Source organism: Microbacterium sp. S308A+ (genome assembly GCF_049800815.1).
In the GTDB taxonomy this organism is placed as follows: Bacteria; Actinomycetota; Actinomycetes; order Actinomycetales; family Microbacteriaceae; genus Microbacterium.
In genome coordinates this window covers 830,086-848,780 of sequence record NZ_JBNAFT010000001.1, presented here as the reverse complement: position 1 = coordinate 848,780, position 18,695 = coordinate 830,086, and the positions used below count along the sequence as shown (strand labels likewise).

General features: G+C 71.3%; 15 protein-coding genes. 11 read left to right on the top strand and 4 right to left on the bottom strand.

Annotated elements, in window-relative coordinates; translation table 11 throughout:
* Window positions 1–98 precede the first annotated feature (98 nt).
* A complete protein-coding gene (locus tag ACP15J_RS03985) occupies window positions 99–1,421 on the top strand; it encodes an APC family permease (RefSeq protein WP_424935354.1) in 1,323 nt (440 codons plus the stop codon).
* Here the strand turns inward: ACP15J_RS03985 and ACP15J_RS03980 are convergent.
* Complete coding sequence (locus tag ACP15J_RS03980) at window positions 1,411–5,085, bottom strand: multifunctional oxoglutarate decarboxylase/oxoglutarate dehydrogenase thiamine pyrophosphate-binding subunit/dihydrolipoyllysine-residue succinyltransferase subunit (RefSeq protein ID WP_424935355.1); 3,675 nt, start codon at window positions 5,083–5,085, stop codon at window positions 1,411–1,413. The two genes, ACP15J_RS03985 and ACP15J_RS03980, sit on opposite strands and share 11 nt — an antisense overlap.
* 155 nt (window positions 5,086–5,240) lie before the next feature.
* On the opposite strand from ACP15J_RS03980, the gene ACP15J_RS03975 reads away from it, so the two are divergent.
* From ACP15J_RS03975 to ACP15J_RS03965, 3 genes are all read left to right on the top strand, one after another.
* Window positions 5,241–6,701 (top strand): GuaB1 family IMP dehydrogenase-related protein, encoded by a 1,461-nt coding sequence (locus tag ACP15J_RS03975; RefSeq protein WP_424935356.1) that lies wholly within the window; start codon window positions 5,241–5,243, stop codon window positions 6,699–6,701.
* Between the two features lie 150 nt (window positions 6,702–6,851).
* Window positions 6,852–8,174 (top strand): hemolysin family protein, encoded by a 1,323-nt coding sequence (locus ACP15J_RS03970; RefSeq protein WP_424980881.1) that lies wholly within the window; start codon window positions 6,852–6,854, stop codon window positions 8,172–8,174.
* A complete protein-coding gene (locus ACP15J_RS03965) occupies window positions 8,171–9,232 on the top strand; it encodes a hemolysin family protein (protein WP_424935358.1) in 1,062 nt (353 codons plus the stop codon). The genes ACP15J_RS03970 and ACP15J_RS03965 overlap by 4 nt, the downstream gene beginning before the upstream one ends.
* A gap of 82 nt (window positions 9,233–9,314) precedes the next feature.
* Here ACP15J_RS03965 and ACP15J_RS03960 read toward each other — a convergent pair whose 3' ends face one another.
* On the bottom strand, window positions 9,315–10,385 hold the full coding sequence (locus tag ACP15J_RS03960) for an NADH:flavin oxidoreductase/NADH oxidase (protein ID WP_424935359.1): 1,071 nt from the start codon (window positions 10,383–10,385) through the stop codon (window positions 9,315–9,317).
* A gap of 74 nt (window positions 10,386–10,459) precedes the next feature.
* Here ACP15J_RS03960 and ACP15J_RS03955 point away from each other — a divergent pair, with 74 nt between their 5' ends.
* The 4 genes from ACP15J_RS03955 to ACP15J_RS03940 are packed head-to-tail and all read left to right on the top strand — an operon-like array spanning window position 10,460 to window position 13,587.
* Window positions 10,460–11,326, top strand: a complete 867-nt coding sequence (locus ACP15J_RS03955) for an ADP-dependent NAD(P)H-hydrate dehydratase (protein WP_424935360.1) — start codon at window positions 10,460–10,462, stop codon at window positions 11,324–11,326.
* A complete protein-coding gene (locus tag ACP15J_RS03950; protein WP_424935361.1) occupies window positions 11,323–12,564 on the top strand; it encodes a hypothetical protein in 1,242 nt (413 codons plus the stop codon). The genes ACP15J_RS03955 and ACP15J_RS03950 overlap by 4 nt, the downstream gene beginning before the upstream one ends.
* A gap of 13 nt (window positions 12,565–12,577) precedes the next feature.
* A complete protein-coding gene (locus ACP15J_RS03945; protein ID WP_424935362.1) occupies window positions 12,578–12,931 on the top strand; it encodes a thiamine-binding protein in 354 nt (117 codons plus the stop codon).
* Between the two features lie 2 nt (window positions 12,932–12,933).
* Complete coding sequence (locus ACP15J_RS03940) at window positions 12,934–13,587, top strand: NUDIX hydrolase (RefSeq protein WP_424935363.1); 654 nt, start codon at window positions 12,934–12,936, stop codon at window positions 13,585–13,587.
* A 122-nt stretch (window positions 13,588–13,709) separates the two neighbouring features.
* Here the strand turns inward: ACP15J_RS03940 and metX are convergent, their stop codons facing one another.
* Window positions 13,710–14,918 carry a homoserine O-acetyltransferase MetX gene (metX, locus tag ACP15J_RS03935; RefSeq protein ID WP_424935364.1) on the bottom strand — a complete coding sequence of 403 codons (1,209 nt, stop codon included), beginning with the start codon at window positions 14,916–14,918 and terminating at the stop codon, window positions 13,710–13,712.
* 208 nt (window positions 14,919–15,126) lie between these two features.
* Window positions 15,127–16,449 (bottom strand): bifunctional o-acetylhomoserine/o-acetylserine sulfhydrylase, encoded by a 1,323-nt coding sequence (locus ACP15J_RS03930; RefSeq protein ID WP_424935365.1) that lies wholly within the window; start codon window positions 16,447–16,449, stop codon window positions 15,127–15,129.
* Between the two features lie 189 nt (window positions 16,450–16,638).
* Between ACP15J_RS03930 and ACP15J_RS03925 the strand changes: the two genes are divergently transcribed.
* The 3 genes from ACP15J_RS03925 to ACP15J_RS03915 are packed head-to-tail and all read left to right on the top strand — an operon-like array spanning window position 16,639 to window position 18,622.
* Window positions 16,639–17,424 (top strand): SDR family oxidoreductase, encoded by a 786-nt coding sequence (locus ACP15J_RS03925; RefSeq protein WP_424935366.1) that lies wholly within the window; start codon window positions 16,639–16,641, stop codon window positions 17,422–17,424.
* Window positions 17,425–17,426: 2 nt separating this feature from the next.
* Complete coding sequence (locus ACP15J_RS03920) at window positions 17,427–18,116, top strand: uracil-DNA glycosylase (RefSeq protein ID WP_424935367.1); 690 nt, start codon at window positions 17,427–17,429, stop codon at window positions 18,114–18,116.
* Complete coding sequence (locus tag ACP15J_RS03915; protein WP_424935368.1) at window positions 18,113–18,622, top strand: N-acetyltransferase family protein; 510 nt, start codon at window positions 18,113–18,115, stop codon at window positions 18,620–18,622. The genes ACP15J_RS03920 and ACP15J_RS03915 overlap by 4 nt, the downstream gene beginning before the upstream one ends.
* The last annotated feature ends 73 nt before the right edge of the window (window positions 18,623–18,695 follow it).

Genomic DNA, 18,695 nt, shown 5'->3' with positions numbered 1-18,695 from the left:
CGTCCTGTTCGGGACAGAGTTCGCATCGATCCGGCCATTGCCGACACGGAGGGCGGGTACGCGCTCCGTGACCCGACGGGGCTGGCTAGCGTTCTAGGATGACCCCGTCTGCCGCCCGCCTCGGACTCGCCCAGGGCGTCGCCCTTTACCTCGCCTCGGTGCTCGGCACCGGACTCCTCGTCCTCCCCGGCCTTGCCGCGCGGGTCGCGGGGCCGGCGAGCATTGTCGCGGTCGCGGTGGTGACCCTGCTCGCCATCCCGCTGGCCGGGGCCTTCGGCGCGCTGGCCGCCCGCCATCCCGATCCCGGAGGAGTGGCCAGCTCCGTCCGGAAGGCGCTCGGCCCCACTGCGGCACGGGCCACCGGATACTGGTTCCTCTTCGGCGTCGCCGCCGGCGGTCCCGTCGTCGCGGCGCTCGGCGCTCGTTACATCGCCACGGTCGTGGGGATCGATGCCGGTGCCGTTCCCGTCCTCGCTCTCGCGTTCCTCGCTGTGACCTTCGCCGCCAACCTCTTCGGGGTCCACGTGACGGGATGGATCCAGCTGGCGCTGACGGCCCTGCTCCTGGGCGTGGTGGTCCTCGTCGTGGCGGTCGCGGCCCCGGCGGTCGAAGCGGCGCGCTTCACGCCGTTCCTGCCACACGGGTGGGGTGGTGTCGGGACGGCGATCGTGATGTTCGTCTGGGCCTTCGCCGGCTGGGAGGTGGGCACTCACATCTCCGGCGAGTTCGCGCGCCCACGGCGCACGATCCCGATCGCGACCGCGATCACCCTGGTTCTGGCGGGAGCGAGCTATCTCGCGTTGCAGGCGGTCACCGTCGGCGCGCTCGGCGACGCCGCGGGCGGAGGCGACGTCGTCCTGCTCGATCTCGCCCGCGCCGGGGGCGTCGAGGCCGCGCCGGTCCTGATCGGTGTCGTGGCGGCGATCGTCGCCGTCGGCGTCCTCAACGTCTATCTCGCCGCCTTCGCGAAGCTGGGGGCATCGCTCGCCTCGTCCGGCGACCTGCCCCGTGTGTTCTCACGGGGTGTGGAGAGCGGAGCGGTGCCGCGGCGGGCGCTCGTCTCCGTCTTCGGCCTGGAGCTTCTCTACCTCGGAGCGGTCGTGCTCACGGGCCTCGACCTCCAGCCCTTCATCCTCGTCCACACGGCGAGCATGGTCGCGATCTACGTGCTCGGGATGATCGCCGCCGTCCGTCTCCTGCCTCGTCGGAGCCCTGGCTGGTGGTTCGCGGTGGTCGCACTGGTGCTGACCCTCGGGCTGCTGCTGCTCACCGGCTCCGGGCTCGTGGTGCCGGCAGCGCTCACCCTCGCGGCGGTGGCCGTGGGACACGTGCAGCGCAGACGCCGACGCGGCGCCCCGGTGGACGGGGACGCCGCGTCGGCGGATCTCGTCGCCGAGGGCGACGAGGCGATCAGAGCGTGAGCGCGCGCTGGAGCAGGTCGGCCTGCTCGGCGGCGTGCACCTTCGAGGAACCCGTGGACGGAGCGGCGGCTGCCGCCCTGGTGACGGCCCGTACCGGGCGGGCACCGGGGACGGCGAGGAAGCTCAGCGCCAGGAACGGCCAGGCGCCCTGGTTCTCCGGCTCCTCCTGCACCCACACGAGCTCTGCGTTCGGGTAGGTGTCGGCGACGGCCTTGAGCTCGGCCAGCGGGGCCGGATACAGCTGTTCGACGCGAACCAGGGCGATCTCCGGGTTCGGGTTCTTCTCCAGCTCCGCGCGAAGATCCCAGTGGACCTTGCCGGAGTGGAACAGCACGCGCTTCACGGCAGCGCGGTCGAGCCCGCGGTCGTCGTCGAGCACGGGCTCGAAGCGCCCTCGAGTGAAGTCCTCCACCGGGCTCGTCGCGCCGCGCAGGCGCAGCATCGCCTTCGGGGTGAACACGACGAGCGGCTTGCGCGGCCGGGCGTAGGCCTGGCGGCGGAGGAGATGGAAGTAGGAGGCAGGCGTGGACGGCCGGGCCACGACCATGTTGTCCTGAGCGCACATCTGGAGGAACCGCTCCATGCGGGCCGAGGAATGGTCCGGTCCCTGCCCTTCGTAGCCGTGGGGGAGCAGGAGCACCACCCCGGACTGCTGGCCCCACTTCTGCTCGGCGGCGGAGATGTACTCGTCCACGACCGACTGCGCGCCGTTGGCGAAGTCGCCGAACTGCGCCTCCCAGAGCACGAGGGCCTCGGGAGCCTCGACCGAGTAGCCGTACTCGAACGCGAGCGCGGCGTACTCGCTCAGGAGCGAGTCGTACACGAAGAAGCGGCCCTGGTTCTCGGAGAGGTTCGAGAGCGGCAGCCACTCCTGCCCGTTCGCGCGGTCATGGAGCACCGCGTGACGCTGCACGAAGGTGCCACGTCGCGAGTCCTGCCCCGCGAGACGCACGGGAGTGCCCTCGACGAGGAGGGAGCCGAAGGCGAGCAGCTCGCCGAATCCCCAGTCGATGCCGCCCTTTCGGCTCATCTCGACCCGTTTGTCCAGCTGCTGCTGGAGCTTCGGATGCACCGTGAAGCCCTCGGGCTTGTTGGCGTGGGCGTCACCGATGAGGTTGATGACGTCCTGCGAGACGCCGGTCACCTCCGGCTCGCCGTTCTGCGTCTCCACCGGTGCGAGCTCGGGTGCGATCGGGGTCGCGCCCGTCTCCGCGGCGTGCGTCTCGGCGAAGGCGATCTCCAGGCGGTTCTGGAAGTCGGCCTTGGCCTGGTCGTACTCCTCTTGGGTGATGTCGCCGCGCCCCACGAGGGACTCGGTGTAGAGGCTGCGCACCGAGCGCTTCGCCTGGATCAGGTCGGTCATCAGCGGCTGGGTCATCGACGGGTCGTCGCCCTCGTTGTGGCCGCGGCGGCGGTAGCAGACGAGGTCGATGACGATGTCACGGTGGAAGCGCTCGCGGTACTCGAAGGCGAGCTGCGCGACGTGGATCACCGCCTCGGGGTCGTCGCCGTTGACGTGCAGGATCGGCGCCTGGATGGTCTTGGCGACATCGGTGGCGTACACCGATGTCCGCGAGTCGGTGGGGAGGGTGGTGAAGCCGACCTGGTTGTTCACCACCACGTGCACCGTGCCGCCGGTGCGGTATCCGCGCAGCTGCGACATCTGCAGGGTCTCCACGACCACGCCCTGACCGGCGAACGCGGCGTCTCCGTGCACGAGGATCGGCAGCCAGGTGAAGGTGCCGATGGGCTTGCGGTCCTGCTTGGCGCGGACGATGCCCTCCAGGACGCCGTCGACCGTCTCCAGGTGCGACGGGTTGGCGGCGAGGTAGACGGGGAGCTCTGCGCCGCCGTCGGCGACGAAGGTGCCCTCTGTGCCGAGGTGGTACTTGACGTCGCCGGAGCCGCGGCGGTTGCCCGGGGTCATCGAGCCCTCGAACTCGCGGAAGACCTGACCGTAGGTCTTGCCTGCGATGTTGGTGAGCACGTTAAGACGGCCGCGGTGGGCCATGCCGATCGCGGCGCCGTCGAGGCCGGCCGCCGCGGCGCCCTGGAGGATCTCGTCCAGCAGCGGGATCAGCGACTCGCCGCCCTCGAGCGAGAAGCGCTTCTGTCCCACGTACTTCGTCTGTAGGAATGTCTCGAAGGCCTCGGCCTCGTTGAGCTTGCTGAGCACGCGCAGCTGCTCGTCGTGGCCCGGCTTGACGTACTTGACCTCGACCTTGTCCTGGAACCAGGTCCGCTGCTCGGGGTCCTGGATGTGCATGTACTCGATGCCGACCGTGCGGCAGTAGGAGTCGCGCAGGACGCCCAGGATGTCTCGGAGCTTCAGCTGACGCTGCCCGCCGAAGCCGTTCGTGACGAACTCTCGGTCGAGGTCCCAGAACGTGAGGCCGTGCGTCTCGATCTCGAGGTCGGGGTGGGTGCGCTGCACGTACTCGAGCGGGTCGATGTCGGCCATCAGGTGCCCGCGCACCCGGTAGGCGTTGATGAGCTCCTGCACGCGAGCGGTCTTGTCGATGCGCTCGGCGAGGTCGACCGCGATGTCGTCCGCCCAGCGGATCGGCGCATAGGGGATGCGCAGCGCGCGGAAGATGTCGTCGTAGAAGTCGCGCTGGCCGAGCAGCAGCTCGTGCACCTTCTTCAGGAACTCGCCCGACCCCGCACCCTGGATGACGCGGTGATCGTAGGTGCTCGTCAGGGTGATGGTCTTCCCGACGCCGAGAGCGTTCAGCGTCTTCTGGCTGGACCCCTGGAACTCGGCGGGATACTCGAGGGCGCCGGCGCCGATGATGCAGCCCTGCCCCTTCATCAGCCGCGGCACGGAGTGGACGGTGCCGATGCCGCCCGGGTTGGTGAGCGAGATCGTGGTGCCGGCGAAGTCGCCCGCCGCGAGCTTGTTGCCGCGGGCACGGGTGACCAGGTCCTCGTAGGCGGCGAGGTACTCGTTGAAGGTCATCGTGTCGGCGCGCTTGATGCTCGGCACGAGCAGAGCGCGGGTCCCGTCGGGCTTGGGGAGGTCGATCGCGATGCCGAGGTTGATGTGCGCGGGAGCGACCACGGCCGGCTTCCCGTCGACCTCGGAGTAGAAGACGTTCTGGCTCGGGAACTCCTTGAGCGCCCGGATGATCGCCCAGCCGATCAGGTGGGTGAAGCTGACCTTGCCGCCGCGCGTGCGGGCCATGTGGTTGTTGATGACGATGCGGTTGTCGATCATCAGCTTCGCCGGGATTGTCCGCACGCTCGTGGCGGTCGGGACCGTGAGGGACTGGTCCATGTTCGCGGCGAGGGTCTTCGGCATGCCGCGGAGAGGGGTGACGACGTCCTCCTGCTCCTCAGCGGCAGAGGTGTCCGTAGACTGCGTCGGGGCCTGTGCGGGGATCGGGGCCTGCGCAGCCGGCTTGGCGGTCGTGCGTGCGACCGGCTGCTGGCCGATGACCGGGATCGGCGCGGTCACCGGATGCGCCTCGGCGGGGGCGGAGACCGCGGGAGCCTGGGCGGTCGCTGCCTGGCCGGGCCGGTACTTCTCGAGGATGGGCCACCACTCCTTGTCCACGGAGTCGCGGTCTGCCTTGAACTGCTCGTAGAGCTCGTCCACGAGCCAGGAATTGGCCCCGAACCCTCCGTCGTCCGAAGTCCCGACGCCGGTCACCTGGCTCGACACGCTCGATCGCCCTCTTTCGTCGCTGAATGTCGGTGGTCGCCGATCCGGGACCCTCCCGGGGGTGCCACGCTTCGGACATCAAGCCTAACGCGTTTCGGAGATCCCATGGCAGCGCACACGTCCGCGCCCGACGGCCCTGTCGGTAGCCTGGAGGCATGCAGTTCTCCGGCGAGCGACCCATGGTGGACCTGACCTACTCGGACGTGTTCCTCGTCCCCCGGCGATCAGACGTCACCAGTCGTCTCCAGGTGGACCTCACGCCGCAGGACGGGACCCCGGCGACGCTCCCGCTCGTGGCGTCCAACATGAACTCGGTGACCGGTCCGCGCCTGGCCGCGACGCTCGCTCGCCGCGGCGGGATCGGGGTCCTCCCTCAGGACATGCCGCTGCAGGAGCTCGACGAGGCGATCCGCTGGGTCAAACGTCAGCCCGTCGCCTGGGACACGGCGCTCGTGCTCGCTCCCTCGGCGTCGGTGGAGGAGGCCCTGCGGCTGCTTCCCGCCACCGAAGGGCATGGGGTCGTGATCGCGGAGCGTGCCGCCGACGGCGGGATCGACGCAGCCGCGATCCACGGCGTCCTCCCGGCGGTCCGCCTCGCGACGGCCCTCCGCGACGCCAAGCTCGGCGATCTCGTCCGTGCGGGCTCTCCCGCCCTGGACGCGGAGGACGTGGAGGGCGGGAGAGCCGCCTTCGACGCGATCACGGCGACCGGGGCCGAGATGGTGTGCGTGCTCCGGCACGGCCACCTCGTCGGCACGCTGACCGCCCGCAGCGCGCTCCGATCGACGCTCTACCGCCCCGCGCTCGACCGCGACGGGCGCCTGGCCGTCGCGGCCGCGGTGGGCATCAACGGAGACGTGGCCGCCAAGGCCAAGGCGCTGGCCGCCGCCGGTGTCGACGCGCTCGTCATCGACACCGCGCACGGGCATCAGGACGGCATGCTCCGGGCGCTGCGCGCGGTCGCCGCGCTCGACCTCGGCCTCCCGATCGTCGCAGGGAACATCGTCACGGCGGACGGGGTGCGCGACCTCGTCGACGCCGGGGCCTCGATCCTCAAGGTCGGCGTCGGTCCTGGCGCGATGTGCACCACCCGCATGATGACCGCTGTCGGCCGCCCGCAGTTCTCCGCCGTCCTGGAGACCGCGGAGGCGGCAGGAGCGCTCGGGGCCCATGTCTGGGCCGACGGCGGCGTCCGCTATCCGCGCGACGTGGCGCTCGCGCTCGCAGCGGGGGCGGCGTCGGTGATGATCGGCTCCTGGTTCGCCGGCACCATCGAGGCTCCGGGAGAGCTGCAGACCGACGCCGACGGGCGCGTGTACAAGGAATCCTGGGGGATGGCCTCCACCAAGGCGGTGCAGGCCCGCTTCGGACGTCTCGACGCCTACGAGAGGGCCCGCAAGGAGCTCTTCGCGGAGGGGATCTCGTCGTCGAGGATCTACCTCGACCCTCTCCGCCCCGGGGTCGAGGATCTGCTGGACATGATCACCTCGGGCGTGCGCTCCTCGTTCACCTACGCCGGCGCGTCCTCGGTCCCGGAGTTCCACGAGCGCGCGCTCGTGGGCCTCCAGTCCGCGGCCGGTTACGAGGAGGGCAAGGCGCTGCCTGTCAGCTGGTAGCCCGATCGCGGTCGGCTCCCGCTTTCAGGGAGCGGCCTCCGAGGCTCGTCCCAGGGATCGTGGTTAGAATCTCCTCACCATGGACGACCCTCCCTCTTGTAGTCCCTCGCCCCACGATCCGCCCTCTGCTTTCGCGGAGGCTGAGTCATGATGGACTACATCTGGCTGGGCGTGGGGCTTCTGCTCACCATAGGGACCGGTCTGTTCGTCGCGAGCGAGTTCGCACTGGTCAACCTCGATCGGGCCGAACTGGAAGCGCGACGCGAGCGCGGCGAGACCCGCCTCTCGATGACGATCGCGGCCTTGAGGATCACCTCGACCCACCTCTCCTCGGCGCAGCTGGGCATCACCCTCACGACGCTGCTCACCGGGTTCACGATGGAGCCGGCCCTGTCGAGCCTGCTGCGCCCCCTCCTGACCGGCTGGGGGCTTCCCGACGCGGCCGTCGCGCCGATCAGCGTGATCGTCGCGATGACCGTCGCGACGATCCTGTCGATGATCCTCGGTGAACTCGTGCCGAAGAACTTCGCCCTCGCGCTTCCGAGGCAGACGGCCAAGCTGGTCATCCCGTTCCAGACGGCGTTCACCTGGATCTTCCGTCCCGCGATCGCCGTGCTCAACGGCAGTGCCAACGCCGTGCTGCGTGCGATGGGCGTGGAGCCGAAGGAGGAGCTCTCCGGCGCGCGCTCGGCGGAGGAGCTGTCGTCGCTCGTGCGCCGCTCCGCGAGCGCTGGCGTGCTCGAGGCCGACACGGCGTCGCTGCTGGACCGCAGCCTCACCTTCTCCCGGCTGAGCGCCTCCGACGTCATGACGGCCCGGCCGAGCATGCACGCGGTCGCCGCGGGCGACTCGGCCGACGAGGTCATCCGTCTCGCGCGACGCACGGGTCACAGCCGTTTCCCGGTGTACGACGACTCGCTCGACGACATCACCGGGGTGGTCCACCTCAAGGCCGCGGTCTCCGTGCCCCGGGAACGGAGGGCGGAGGTCCCGGCCGCGGCGCTCGCGACCGAGCCCCTCCGGGTTCCGGAGACCGTGCATCTGGACGTCCTCATCTCCGAGCTGCGCAACCGCGGCTACCAGATGGCGATCGTCGTCGACGAGTACGGCGGGACGGCCGGCGTCGTCACGCTGGAGGACCTCGTCGAGGAGATCGTCGGCGAGGTGTCCGACGAGCATGACCGCAGCAGGGCCGGTGTGGTCCGCGGCCGTGACTCGGTGACGTTCCCCGGCGAGCTCCGCCCCGACGAGCTGCGCGGCAGCACGGGGATCGAGGTGCCGGAGGGTGACGTCTACGACACCGTCGGCGGCTACGTGATGAGCGTGCTCGAGCGCGTGCCGGCGGTAGGGGACGAGGTGCCCGTGGAGGGCGGCGTCCTCGCGGTCGTGCGAATGCACGGCCGGCGCGTCGACCGGGTCCGGTTCACGCCGACCCCCGCCGAGTCCGCCGAGAACGAGGGGGGCGAGCGATGAACGACTGGGCGGGAATCGTCTGGCTGTTCGTGCTGCTGCTCGCGAACGCCTTCTTCGTCGGCGCGGAGTTCGCGGTCATCTCCGCGCGGCGCTCGCAGATCGAGCCTCTCGCGGAGCGAGGATCGCGGGCGGCGAGGACGGCGCTGTACGCGATGGAGCACGCGACCCTCATGCTCGCGACCTCGCAGCTGGGCATCACCGTCTGCTCGCTGCTGATCCTGAACGTCTCCGAGCCGGCGATCCACCATCTGCTCGCGGCTCCGCTGGGAGCGACCGGTCTCGCCGAGGGGGCGGTGGACGCGATCGCGTTCGCCGTCACCCTCGTGCTGGTCTCGTTCCTCCACGTGGTCTTCGGCGAGATGGTGCCGAAGAACCTGGCCTTCTCGCTCCCCGATCGTGCGGTGCTGATCCTCGCGACCCCTCTGGTGTGGGTCTCGAAGGTCTTCTATCCGGTCATCCGCGGCCTGAACGCGACGGCCAACGGGGTGCTGCGTCTCTTCCGCGTGGAGCCCAAGGATGAGGCCGCTTCGACCTTCACCCTCGACGAGGTCGCGACGATCGTCAGCCAGTCCCGTCTCGAGGGAGTGCTCGACGACACCGCGGGCACGGTCACCGCGGCGGTGGAGTTCACGGACAAGAAGGCCCGCGACGTGGCCGTCCCGCTGGCCTCCCTCGTGACGCTTCCGATGGGCTCGACGCCGGACGATGTCGAACGGGCCGTGGCCAAGCACGGGTTCTCGCGTTACGTGTTCGTGGACGCGGAGGGCGCGCCGATCGGCTACGTGCACCTCAAGGACGTCCTGCGGACGGCCGAGGGACCGGACGCGGAGGACAGAGCGCATCGTGCGGTGCCGGCCAAGCGCATCCACCACATGGTCCCCGTGCAGGAGGACACCGACCTCGAGGACGCGCTGACGATCATGCGTCGCGCCGGCCGTCACCTCGCACAGGTGCGCGACGCGCACGGCGAGACCACCGCGGTCCTGTTCCTGGAGGACATCATCGAGGAGCTGGTGGGGGAGGTGCAGGACGCGACCCGTCGCGGCCACGGTCGCTGACCGGCGCCTCCTCGTCCTCCCGCCGCCCTCCTCGCCGCACCGGCGGTCCGGGGACGCGACGTCTCCGGACCGCCGGTGTGCGTCAGCGCCAGCGGGCGCGGAAGTACTGCTCAGGCCAGTACGGCAGGTCGACGCCGAGCTCGTGGGCGGCGCGGAGGGCGAAGTGCGGGTCGCGGAGCCATTCGCGGCCGGCGAAGACCGCATCGGCGTCGCCCGCGGCGAGCACCGCCTCGGCCTGCGGGCCGGAGATGATCAGGCCGACCGCGGAGGTCGCCACACGCCCGCCGCGGCGCACCGCTGCCGACAGCGGGACCTGATAGCCGGGATGCACGTCGATGCGCTGATGGGCGACGAGGCCGCCGCTGGAGACGTCGACGAGGTCCGCACCGCTGGCGATCGCCCATTCCCCGACCGTCGCGGCCTCCTCCGGCACGAAGCCGCCCTCCGCATGGTCGGAGGCCGAGATGCGCACGAGGACCGGGACGCGCTCGCCCGCGACGTCGCGGATCTCCTCGACGACGCGCAGCAGCAGCCGTGCCCGGTTCTCCAGCGCTCCGCCGTGCTCGTCCGTGCGTCGGTTGCTCAGCGGCGAGAGGAACTGATGCAGGAGGTAGCCGTGCGCGGCGTGGATCTCCAGCACGTCGAACCCGGCCTCGAGCGCCCGGCGGGCGGCATCCGCGAACGCGGCGACGATCCGGTCGATCGCCTCGGCGTCCAGCGCGATCGGCTCGGCGTAGCCCTCGTAGGCGATGGCCGAAGGCGCGACGGTGGTCCAGCCGCCTCGATCGGCGGGGACGGAGTCACGCTCCTTCGCCCACGGCCACCACGTGGAGGCCTTTCGCCCGGCGTGGGCGAGCTGCACGCCGATCGCCCCGCCGCGGTCGTGGACAGAGCGGACGATCGCGGCCCACGCGTCGCGTTGCGTGTCGTTCCAGAGCCCCGTGTCGCGCGGGGAGATGCGTCCTTCGGGAAGCACGGCCGTGGCCTCGGTGAGGATGAGGCCCGCGCCGCCCGAGGCGAACTGTGCGAGGTGCGTGCGGTGCCAGTCGTCGGGGAGGCCGTCCTCGGCGCTGTACATGCACATGGGGGAGACCCACAGGCGGTTGCGGAGGACGAGGCCGCGCAGGACGAGCGGGGAGAAGAGAATGCTCACGGATCGACGGTAGCGCGCTGTCGACGGGCGGATGGCAGTGAACGGAGGAGGGCCGTGAACGGTACCGTGGAGGGATGCCGCTGCTTCGGGACTGGACCCGTGACGACGTCCGCCCCGTGCTGCGGGCGCCCGGAGCCTCCGACGACAAGCGCAGCCGCGGCGTCGTTGCCCTTCTCACGGGATCGCCGGCATACCCGGGAGCGGCCGTGCTCGGGGTGAGCGGAGCCTGGCGCGCCGGCGCGGGTTATGTCCGCTACCTGGGCGAGGGGGCGGCTGCGGACGCTGTCGTCGCGCGTCGCCCGGAGACGGTGGTCTCGCCGCCCCGTGCCGACGACCTCCCTCGGGTCGACGCGTGGGTCGTCGGTTCCGGAACGGATCCCGCGCATCGCACGGAGGATGAGGCGGGTCTGCTCCGGACGATCCTGCGGGGCTCCGCGCCCGTCGTCGTCGACGCCGGTGCGCTCGACCTGATCGCGACGGCGTCCGCCCCCACGGTCGCAACGCCGCACGCAGGGGAGCTGTCCCGGCTGATCGACCAGCTCGGGCTCGCGCCGGTCGATCCCGACACGCTGCGGTCCGATGACGGTGCGCGTGCTGCCGCCGCCGCGGAGGTGGCCGCCGCCGCCGACGTCGTCGTGCTGCTCAAAGGGGCTCGGACGCTCGTCGCCGCCCCGGGCGAGGAGCCTGTCCTCGTCTCCTCCGAGAGCACGGGCTGGCTCGCGACCGCGGGGACCGGCGACGTGCTGGCCGGCGTGCTCGGAGCACTGATCGCGGCGAATCCGGCCGTATCCTTGTCCGAGGTCGCCGCATCGGGCGCCTGGGTGCACGGACGTGCGGGGCGGATCGCCGCGGACGCCGTGGACGACCGACCAGGGCACCCGATCGTGGCGCTCGACGTGGCCGACGCGCTCCCGCGCGCGATCGAAGGGATCCTCGCATGAGGCGTTCGTCGCCCGCCGTCCTGTGGACGGCGTTCCTCGCTGCCCACCTGCTCGTCGCCGGGCTGGGCTGGGTGCTGCCCAGCCAGCCCATGGGCGACGTCCACCTCGTGTACGAGCCGTGGTCGACCGATGCCCTGGGCGGGGGCGAGATCGTCGGTCTCACGGAGACGTGGGTCTATCCGCAGCTGGCGCTCATCCCGATGCTCCTCACCCAGGGGCTCGCGACGGTGCTTGCGCCGCTCGCCGGAGCAGGCAGCTATCTCATCGCCTGGGCGTTGCTCGTGACCATCGTCGACGTCCTCGGGTTCGCGGTGCTCCTGGGCGCAGGCGGCAGCGCGACGCGCCGGCGGGCGGCCTGGTTCTGGATCGCGGCGATCGTGCTCCTCGGCCCCATCGGGATGTACCGGATCGATGCGATCACCGTCCCGATCGCGGTCGTAGGCGGCGTGTGGCTCCTGACCCGGCCGGCGATCGCCGCAGCGCTGTTCACGATCGGCGCCTGGATCAAGATCTGGCCGGCGGCCCTCGTGGCCGCCGGCGTCGCCCTGCTCCGCGCACGGTGGCGGATGGTGGTCTCCGCGGCGACCGTGACCGCGGTCGTCGTCCTCCTGCTCCTGTCGCTGGGAGGGGCCCCGCACCTCCTCGGTTTCCTCACCGAGCAGACCGGCCGGGGGCTCCAGATCGAGCCGGCCGTCGCCACGCCCTTCCTCTGGATGGCCGCGTTCGGGGCTGCGCGGATCTTCTACAGCACCGAGATCCTGACCTTCCAGATCAAGGCCCCTGGCGCCGACGTCGTCGCGGCGCTGATGACACCGCTCATGGCGCTCGTCGTGCTGGGGATCGCCGCGCTCGCGATCTGGCGCCTGCGGGCGGGGGTCGAGCCCCTGCGCCTCCTGCCGCCGACCGCGCTGAGCCTGGTGGTCGCGCTCATCGTCTGCAACAAGGTGGGCTCGCCGCAGTTCCACACGTGGCTGCTGGCGCCGACGATCATCTGGTTCCTCTACGACAGGGGCAGGGCGACGCTCCCCGCCGCCCTGGTCCTGGTGTCGTGCGCCCTCACGCAGCTGGTGTACCCGATCACGTACGACGGGCTGCTGGCCGCGCAGGTGCTGCCGATCCTCCTCATCACCGTGCGCAACGCCGTGGTCGTGGCGATCGGCGTCGTCAGCATCCGCGCGATGCTGCGCACCCCCGCTCCGGTCCCGCCCTCGGCCCGCGTCCCGTCCGTCTCAGCCTGAATCGGAGGCTCCCATGCTCATCGCGTTCTCCGTCGCTCCCAGCGGCACTCCTCGCGGCACCTCGCAGAGCGGCGAGGCCGGCGGCACGGCGACAGACGGCTCGGTGCACGATGCCGTCGCCGCCGCCGTCCGGGTCGTGCGCGCCTCCGGCCTCCCGCACCGAACCACCTCGATGTTCACCGAGATCGAGGGGGAGTGGGACGAGGTCATGAGCGTGGTCAAACGGGCTACCGAGGCCGTCATGCCCTTCGGATCACGGGTGTCGCTCGTGCTGAAGGCCGACATCCGGCCCGGGTACTCCGGAGAGATCGAGGCCAAGGTCGAACGCCTGGAGGCTGCGCTGGGCGACGAGGGCGCGCAGGACTGAGGGTGACCGACGTACCGGGGTCCGAGGTCCTTCCTGTCGCCGGCACTGCGGTGATCCTGCGGGACACGGCGGTGGGCCCGGAGGTGCTCCTCATGCGGCGTCCGGACCGGGGGTCGTTCGCGAGCGCCTGGGTCTTCCCCGGGGGCAGGGTCGAGGAGGTCGACCGGCGCCCTGGCGCGATCGAGCGGGAGGACGCGGCGCGTGCCGCCGTGCGGGAGACAGCCGAGGAGGTGGGGCTCGCGATCGTCGCTCCCGTGCCGTTGTCGTGCTGGTCGCCGCCCGCGGAGGTGCGGCCGCGCATCCGCACCTGGTTCTTCCTCGCCCACGATCCTGACGGCCCGCTCATGCTGTCGGAGGGCGAGGTCGTCGAGGCCGCGTGGATGACCCCCTCCGCCGCGCTCGCCGCGCACGCCGAGGGGAGGCTCGTCCTCGTGCCGCCGACCTGGGTCACCTTGCACGGCCTGACGGCGGCGAGGGACGTGGCCGCGGTCGTCGCGGCGGTGCAGGAGCCCGAGGTTCGGCAGACGCGTCTGCGCCGGACGGACGCGGGTCTCGTGCACTTCTGGGAGGGGGACGAGGAGCACGAGAACGGAGTCCCCGGCGGACGGCACCGGCTGATCGCCGAGAGCCTGCCCTGGCGCTTCGAGCGGAGCTGACGCTCACCGGCCCCAGAGCCCGCCCTCTCCGCGACCGGGGCCCGGCCGATCCGTTCCGAGCCGGCGGACCCGACGCCCCTCCCGGGTCGCCGTCGCCGTGCCAGGGCCGGCCGTACGCCGGCTCAGGCGTCCAGGAGCCGACGCAGGTGCATGCTCACCTCGTCCGTCTCGATGAGGAAGCCGTCATGACCGAAGTCGCTCGCGATCACGACCGCGTGGTCGCCGTCGAGCGTGCGGGGGATGCCTCGGGCGATCCGGTGCTGCCCGTCCACAGGGAAGAGCCGGTCGGTGTCGATTCCGAGGACGAGCGTGGTCGCGGTCACGCGGCGCAGCGCGTCTTCGACGCCGCCCCTGCCGCGCCCGATGTCGTGAGAGTTCATCGCCTCGACGAGGGTCAGGTAGCTGTTCGCGTCGAAGCGGCGGGTGAACTTGTTGCCGTGGAAGTCGAGGTAGCTCTCCACGGCGAACCGCCCTCCGTGACCGAGCGGTGAGACGTCGGACTGCCAAGAGCGCTGGAAGCGCTGGTTGAGCTCGACCGGGCTGCGGTAGTTCAGCAGGGCCATCCGGCGGGCGAGCGCGAGGCCGCGGTGCGGACCCTCGCCCGCTGGTGCGTCGTAATATTCCCCGCCGGCATACCGCGGGTCCATCCGCACCGTCTCCAGCTGGACGAAGTTGAGCGCGAGCTGGTCGGCGGTCGTCACGGGGGGAGAGGAGAGGATCGCGAGCCGTTCGACCCGCTCGGTGTGCCCCACCGCCCATTCGAGGGCGTGCATCCCTCCCATCGACCCGCCGACCACCGCGCCCCAGCGCTCGACCCCGAGGGCGTCGGCGAGGAGCGCCTGCGCGGCGACCTGGTCGCGGATGGTGAGATAGGGGAAGCGTGCCGCCCACTCGTATCCGTCCGGCGCGATGCTCGACGGACCGGTCGACCCCTGGCAGCCGCCGAGGATGTTCGGGGCGACGACGAACCATCGATCCGTGTCGATCGCACCGCCGGGGCCCACGACGTCGCCCCACCAGCCGCTGGTGGGATGCCCTGCGCCGGCCGGGCCCGCCACGTGGCTGTCACCGGTGAGCGCATGCAGGACGAGGACCGCGTTGTCGCGCGCGGCGTTCAGCTCTCCCCAGCTCTCGTAGGCCAGCCGGATGCCCGGCAGCTCATGTCCGCCCTCGGTGCGGAAGGCGCCGAGGGCGGCGAACCGTCGCTCTCCTGCGGGATCGCCGTCCCGCCAGGCTCCTGTCGCCGGAGGTCGTCCGCGCAGCAGGCGGGCATCCTGCTCCGTCACCGGAGCCGAGGGCACGGTGTCCTCGGAGGTCGTCTGCCAGTCCATGGCTCCATTCTCGCCCGCCGTGGCGGCGTGCGGAGGAACGTTACGACGGCGGCCGGAGACGCGGATGCCCCGGATCGGGGGATCCGGGGCATCCGCGTCTCTCGGGGGCGGCCCCCACCTCCCGCCGGCCCCGGGCCCCGCCCCCCCCCGGTCGGGGGGCCGGGGGGCCCCCCGCGTCTCTCGGAGGGAGGCCGGGCCGAGACCTCGTTCAGGCGGGCGCGGTCTCCGAGACCGAGCGGGCCGCGGCGAGTGCCTGCTCGAGGTCGGCCTTGAGGTCCTCGATGTTCTCCAGCCCGACCGACAGGCGCACCAGGCCCGGCGTGACGCCTGCGGAGAGCTGCTGCTCGGGCGTGAGCTGCGCATGGGTGGTGGAGGCGGGGTGGATGACGAGCGAGCGGACGTCGCCGATGTTGGCGAGGTGGCTGAACAGCGAGAGGTTGTCGACGAACGCGCGTCCTGCCTCCACGCCGCCCTTGAGCTCGAAGGAGAGCACCGCGCCGACGCCCTTGGGAGCATAGGTGTTGGCGGCGGCGTACCACGGCGAGGTGGGGAGACCGGAGTAGTTCACCGAGGCGACGTCGTCGCGGCCGTCCAGCCACTCCGCGATCTCCTGCGCGTTCTGCACGTGGCGCTCGATGCGCAGCGACAGGGTCTCGACGCCCTGGATGAGGTTCCAGGCGCTCTGCGGCGCGATCGCCGACCCGAGGTCGCGGAGCAGCTGCACGCGGGCCTTGATGATGTACGCGAGTCCGTCGCCCACGGCCGTCGTGTAGCTGGCGCCGTGATACGAGGGGTCCGGCTCGGTGAGACCGGGGAACTTCTCCACGTTCTGCGACCAGGCGAATCGTCCGCCGTCGATCACGACGCCGCCGATCGTGGTGCCATGGCCGCCGAGGAACTTGGTGATCGAGTGCACGACGATGTCAGCGCCGTGCTCGAACGGACGGATGAGGTAGGGGGTGGCGATCGTGTTGTCGACGATCAGCGGCACGCCGTTCGCATGGGCGATGTCGGCGACCGTGCGGATGTCGAGGACGTTGATCCGGGGGTTGCCGATCGTCTCCGCGAACAGCAGCTTCGTGTTCGGACGGATCGCGCGGCGCCATTCCTCCGGGTCGTCCTGGTTCTCGACGAAGGTGACCTCGATGCCGAGCTTCGCGAGCGTGTACTTGAAGAGGTTGTAGGTGCCGCCGTAGATCGAGGAGGAGGAGACGAAGTGGTCGCCTGCCTGGGCGATGTTCAGGATCGCGAAGGTCGACGCCGCCTGCCCGCTGGAGAGGACGAGGGCGCCGGTGCCGCCCTCGAGCGCGGCGAGGCGCTGCTCGAGCACATCCTGCGTCGGGTTCTGGATGCGGGTGTAGATGTTGCCGAACTCGGCGAGTGCGAAGAGGTTCGCGGCGTGGTCGGCGTTGTCGAAGACGTAGGAGGTCGTCTGATAGATCGGCGTCGCACGGGCCTTGGTGACGGGGTCGGGAGCGGCGCCCGCATGGATCTGCGTGGTCTCGAAACGCCAGGTGTCGGAGGCGGACATGGTATCTCCTCTGGGGGCGGACATCCGGACGGATGCGGGTGGGGCGAGCGGGGGGGGCGAAGCGGTGTCGGTTCGGGTGAGCCGATGATAGTGAGAGTACGGAGTTCCGCTCCCTGTCAACAACGCGGGGGAAATGTGACGTAACAGGCGGGTTCCGGGCACGGAGCGGTTTCGTCGTACGGTGGGGGAATGGTGAACAGACGAGCTGTGGTGACCGGTGCGAGCACCGGGATCGGAGAGGCCGCCGTCCGGGCGCTGCGCGCGTCGGGCTGGGAGGTCGTCGGCGTCGCGCGCCGGGAGGACAGGCTCCTGGCTCTTGCCGAGGAGACCGGGTCGAGCGCCTTCGCCGCGGATCTGACGGTGCCGGAGGAGGTCGCGGCCCTCGCGGCGCATCTGGACGGGACCGGCGGGGTGCACGCCCTGGTCCATGTCGCGGGAGGCGCTCGCGGGACCAGTCGGGTGGAGGACGGCTCGGCCGAGGACTGGCTCTGGATGTACGAGGCCAACGTGCTGAGCGCGCAGCATCTCGTGGCCGAGCTCCTGCCGCTCCTTCGCGAGGCGGCGCAGCGCGACGGCCACGCCGACACCCTGTTCGTCACCTCCACCGCCGCGCAGGTCGCCTACCCCGGCGGCGGCGGCTACAACGCCGCGAAGGCGGCCGAGTCGATGCTCGTGCACGCTCTGCGCCTGGAGCTCAACGGCGAGCCGATCCGGGTGTCGGAGATCGCGCCGGGCATGGTGCACACACCGGAGTTCACGCTGAACCGTCTCGGCGGGGACGCGGAGGCGGCCGCCTCCGTGTACGCCGGTGTGGAGGCTCCGCTCGTCGCGGCGGACGTCGCGGACGTCATCGCGTACGCCCTCAACGCCCCGGGACACGTGAACCTCGACCTCGTGACGATGCGCCCCGTGGCCCAGTCCGCTCACCATCTGCTCGCCCGGGGCCCGCTGCGGGTGCGTGGCGGAGAGGAGTGAGCATGGCGCGGTCGCTCGCGGAGCTTGCCGAGGACGGGCAGATCGATCAAGGCTGGGCGGCGGCGCTCGCCCCGGCGGGGCCGCTGATCGCCGAGCTCGGAGACCGGCTCCGCGCCGAGAACGCCGCCGGCCGGGGATATCTCCCGGCCGGCCCGAACGTGCTGCGGGCGTTCTCTCGCCCGCTCGACGCCGTGAAGGCGCTGATCGTCGGGCAGGACCCCTATCCGACCCCCGGACATCCGATCGGGCTCTCCTTCGCCGTCGAGCGCTCGGTGCGCCCCCTTCCGCGCAGCCTTGCGAACATCTACCGCGAGCTGGAGACCGACCTCGGAGTTCCGCCCGCGGAGCACGGCGACCTCTCCTGCTGGAGCGATCAGGGCGTGCTCCTGCTCAACCGTGTCCTCACCGTCCGCCCTGGCGCCCCGGCGTCCCATCGAGGGTGGGGCTGGGAGAAGGTGACCGAGCTCGCGATCCGGGCGCTCGTCGCCCGTGATGCACCGCTCGTCGCGATCCTGTGGGGGCGGGACGCGGAGGGGCTCCGCCCGATGCTGGGGAAGACCCCGGTGATCGCCTCGCCTCACCCCTCGCCGCTCTCGGCGAGCCGCGGGTTCTTCGGCTCGCGCCCCTTCTCCCGTGCGAACACCCTCCTCGCCGAGCAGGGGGCTGCGCCCGTGGACTGGCGGGTCGTGTGAGCGCCGGCGTCCAGGTCCGCGACGTCGTCCCCGACGACCTCGCCGCGATCAGCGCGATCTACAACCACTACGTGCGGGAGTCCGTCGTCACCTTCGACGAGGAGGAGGGGACCCCCGAGGACTGGGCCGTCAAGCATGCCGGGCTGGGCGAGGCGGGTCTGCCCTTCCTCGTCGCCGCGGACGCGGTGTCGGGGCGGGTGCTCGGGTACGCCCTCGTGCAGCCGTGGCGCGTGAAGTCCGCCTATCGATTCACGGTGGAGGATTCGATCTACCTCTCCGCCGATGCCGCGGGGCGGGGCATCGGACGGGTGCTGCTGGGCGCGCTCTTGGAGGCGTGCGCGGCGGCGGGGCTCCGCCAGGTGATCGCCGTGATCACCGCGGGCGGCGCGGAGGCCTCGATCGCGCTGCACAGACGGCTCGGCTTCGTGGAGACGGGAAGGCTGCACGATGTCGGCGTGAAGTTCGGTCGTCCTCTCGGCACCGTGCTGCTGCAGAAGTCCCTCTGACGGCGGCTCGGTCTTTTCTCCTGTGCTCCAGTGGCGGATTCTGTCGCTCTGAAACGCAGGAACCGACAGAGTT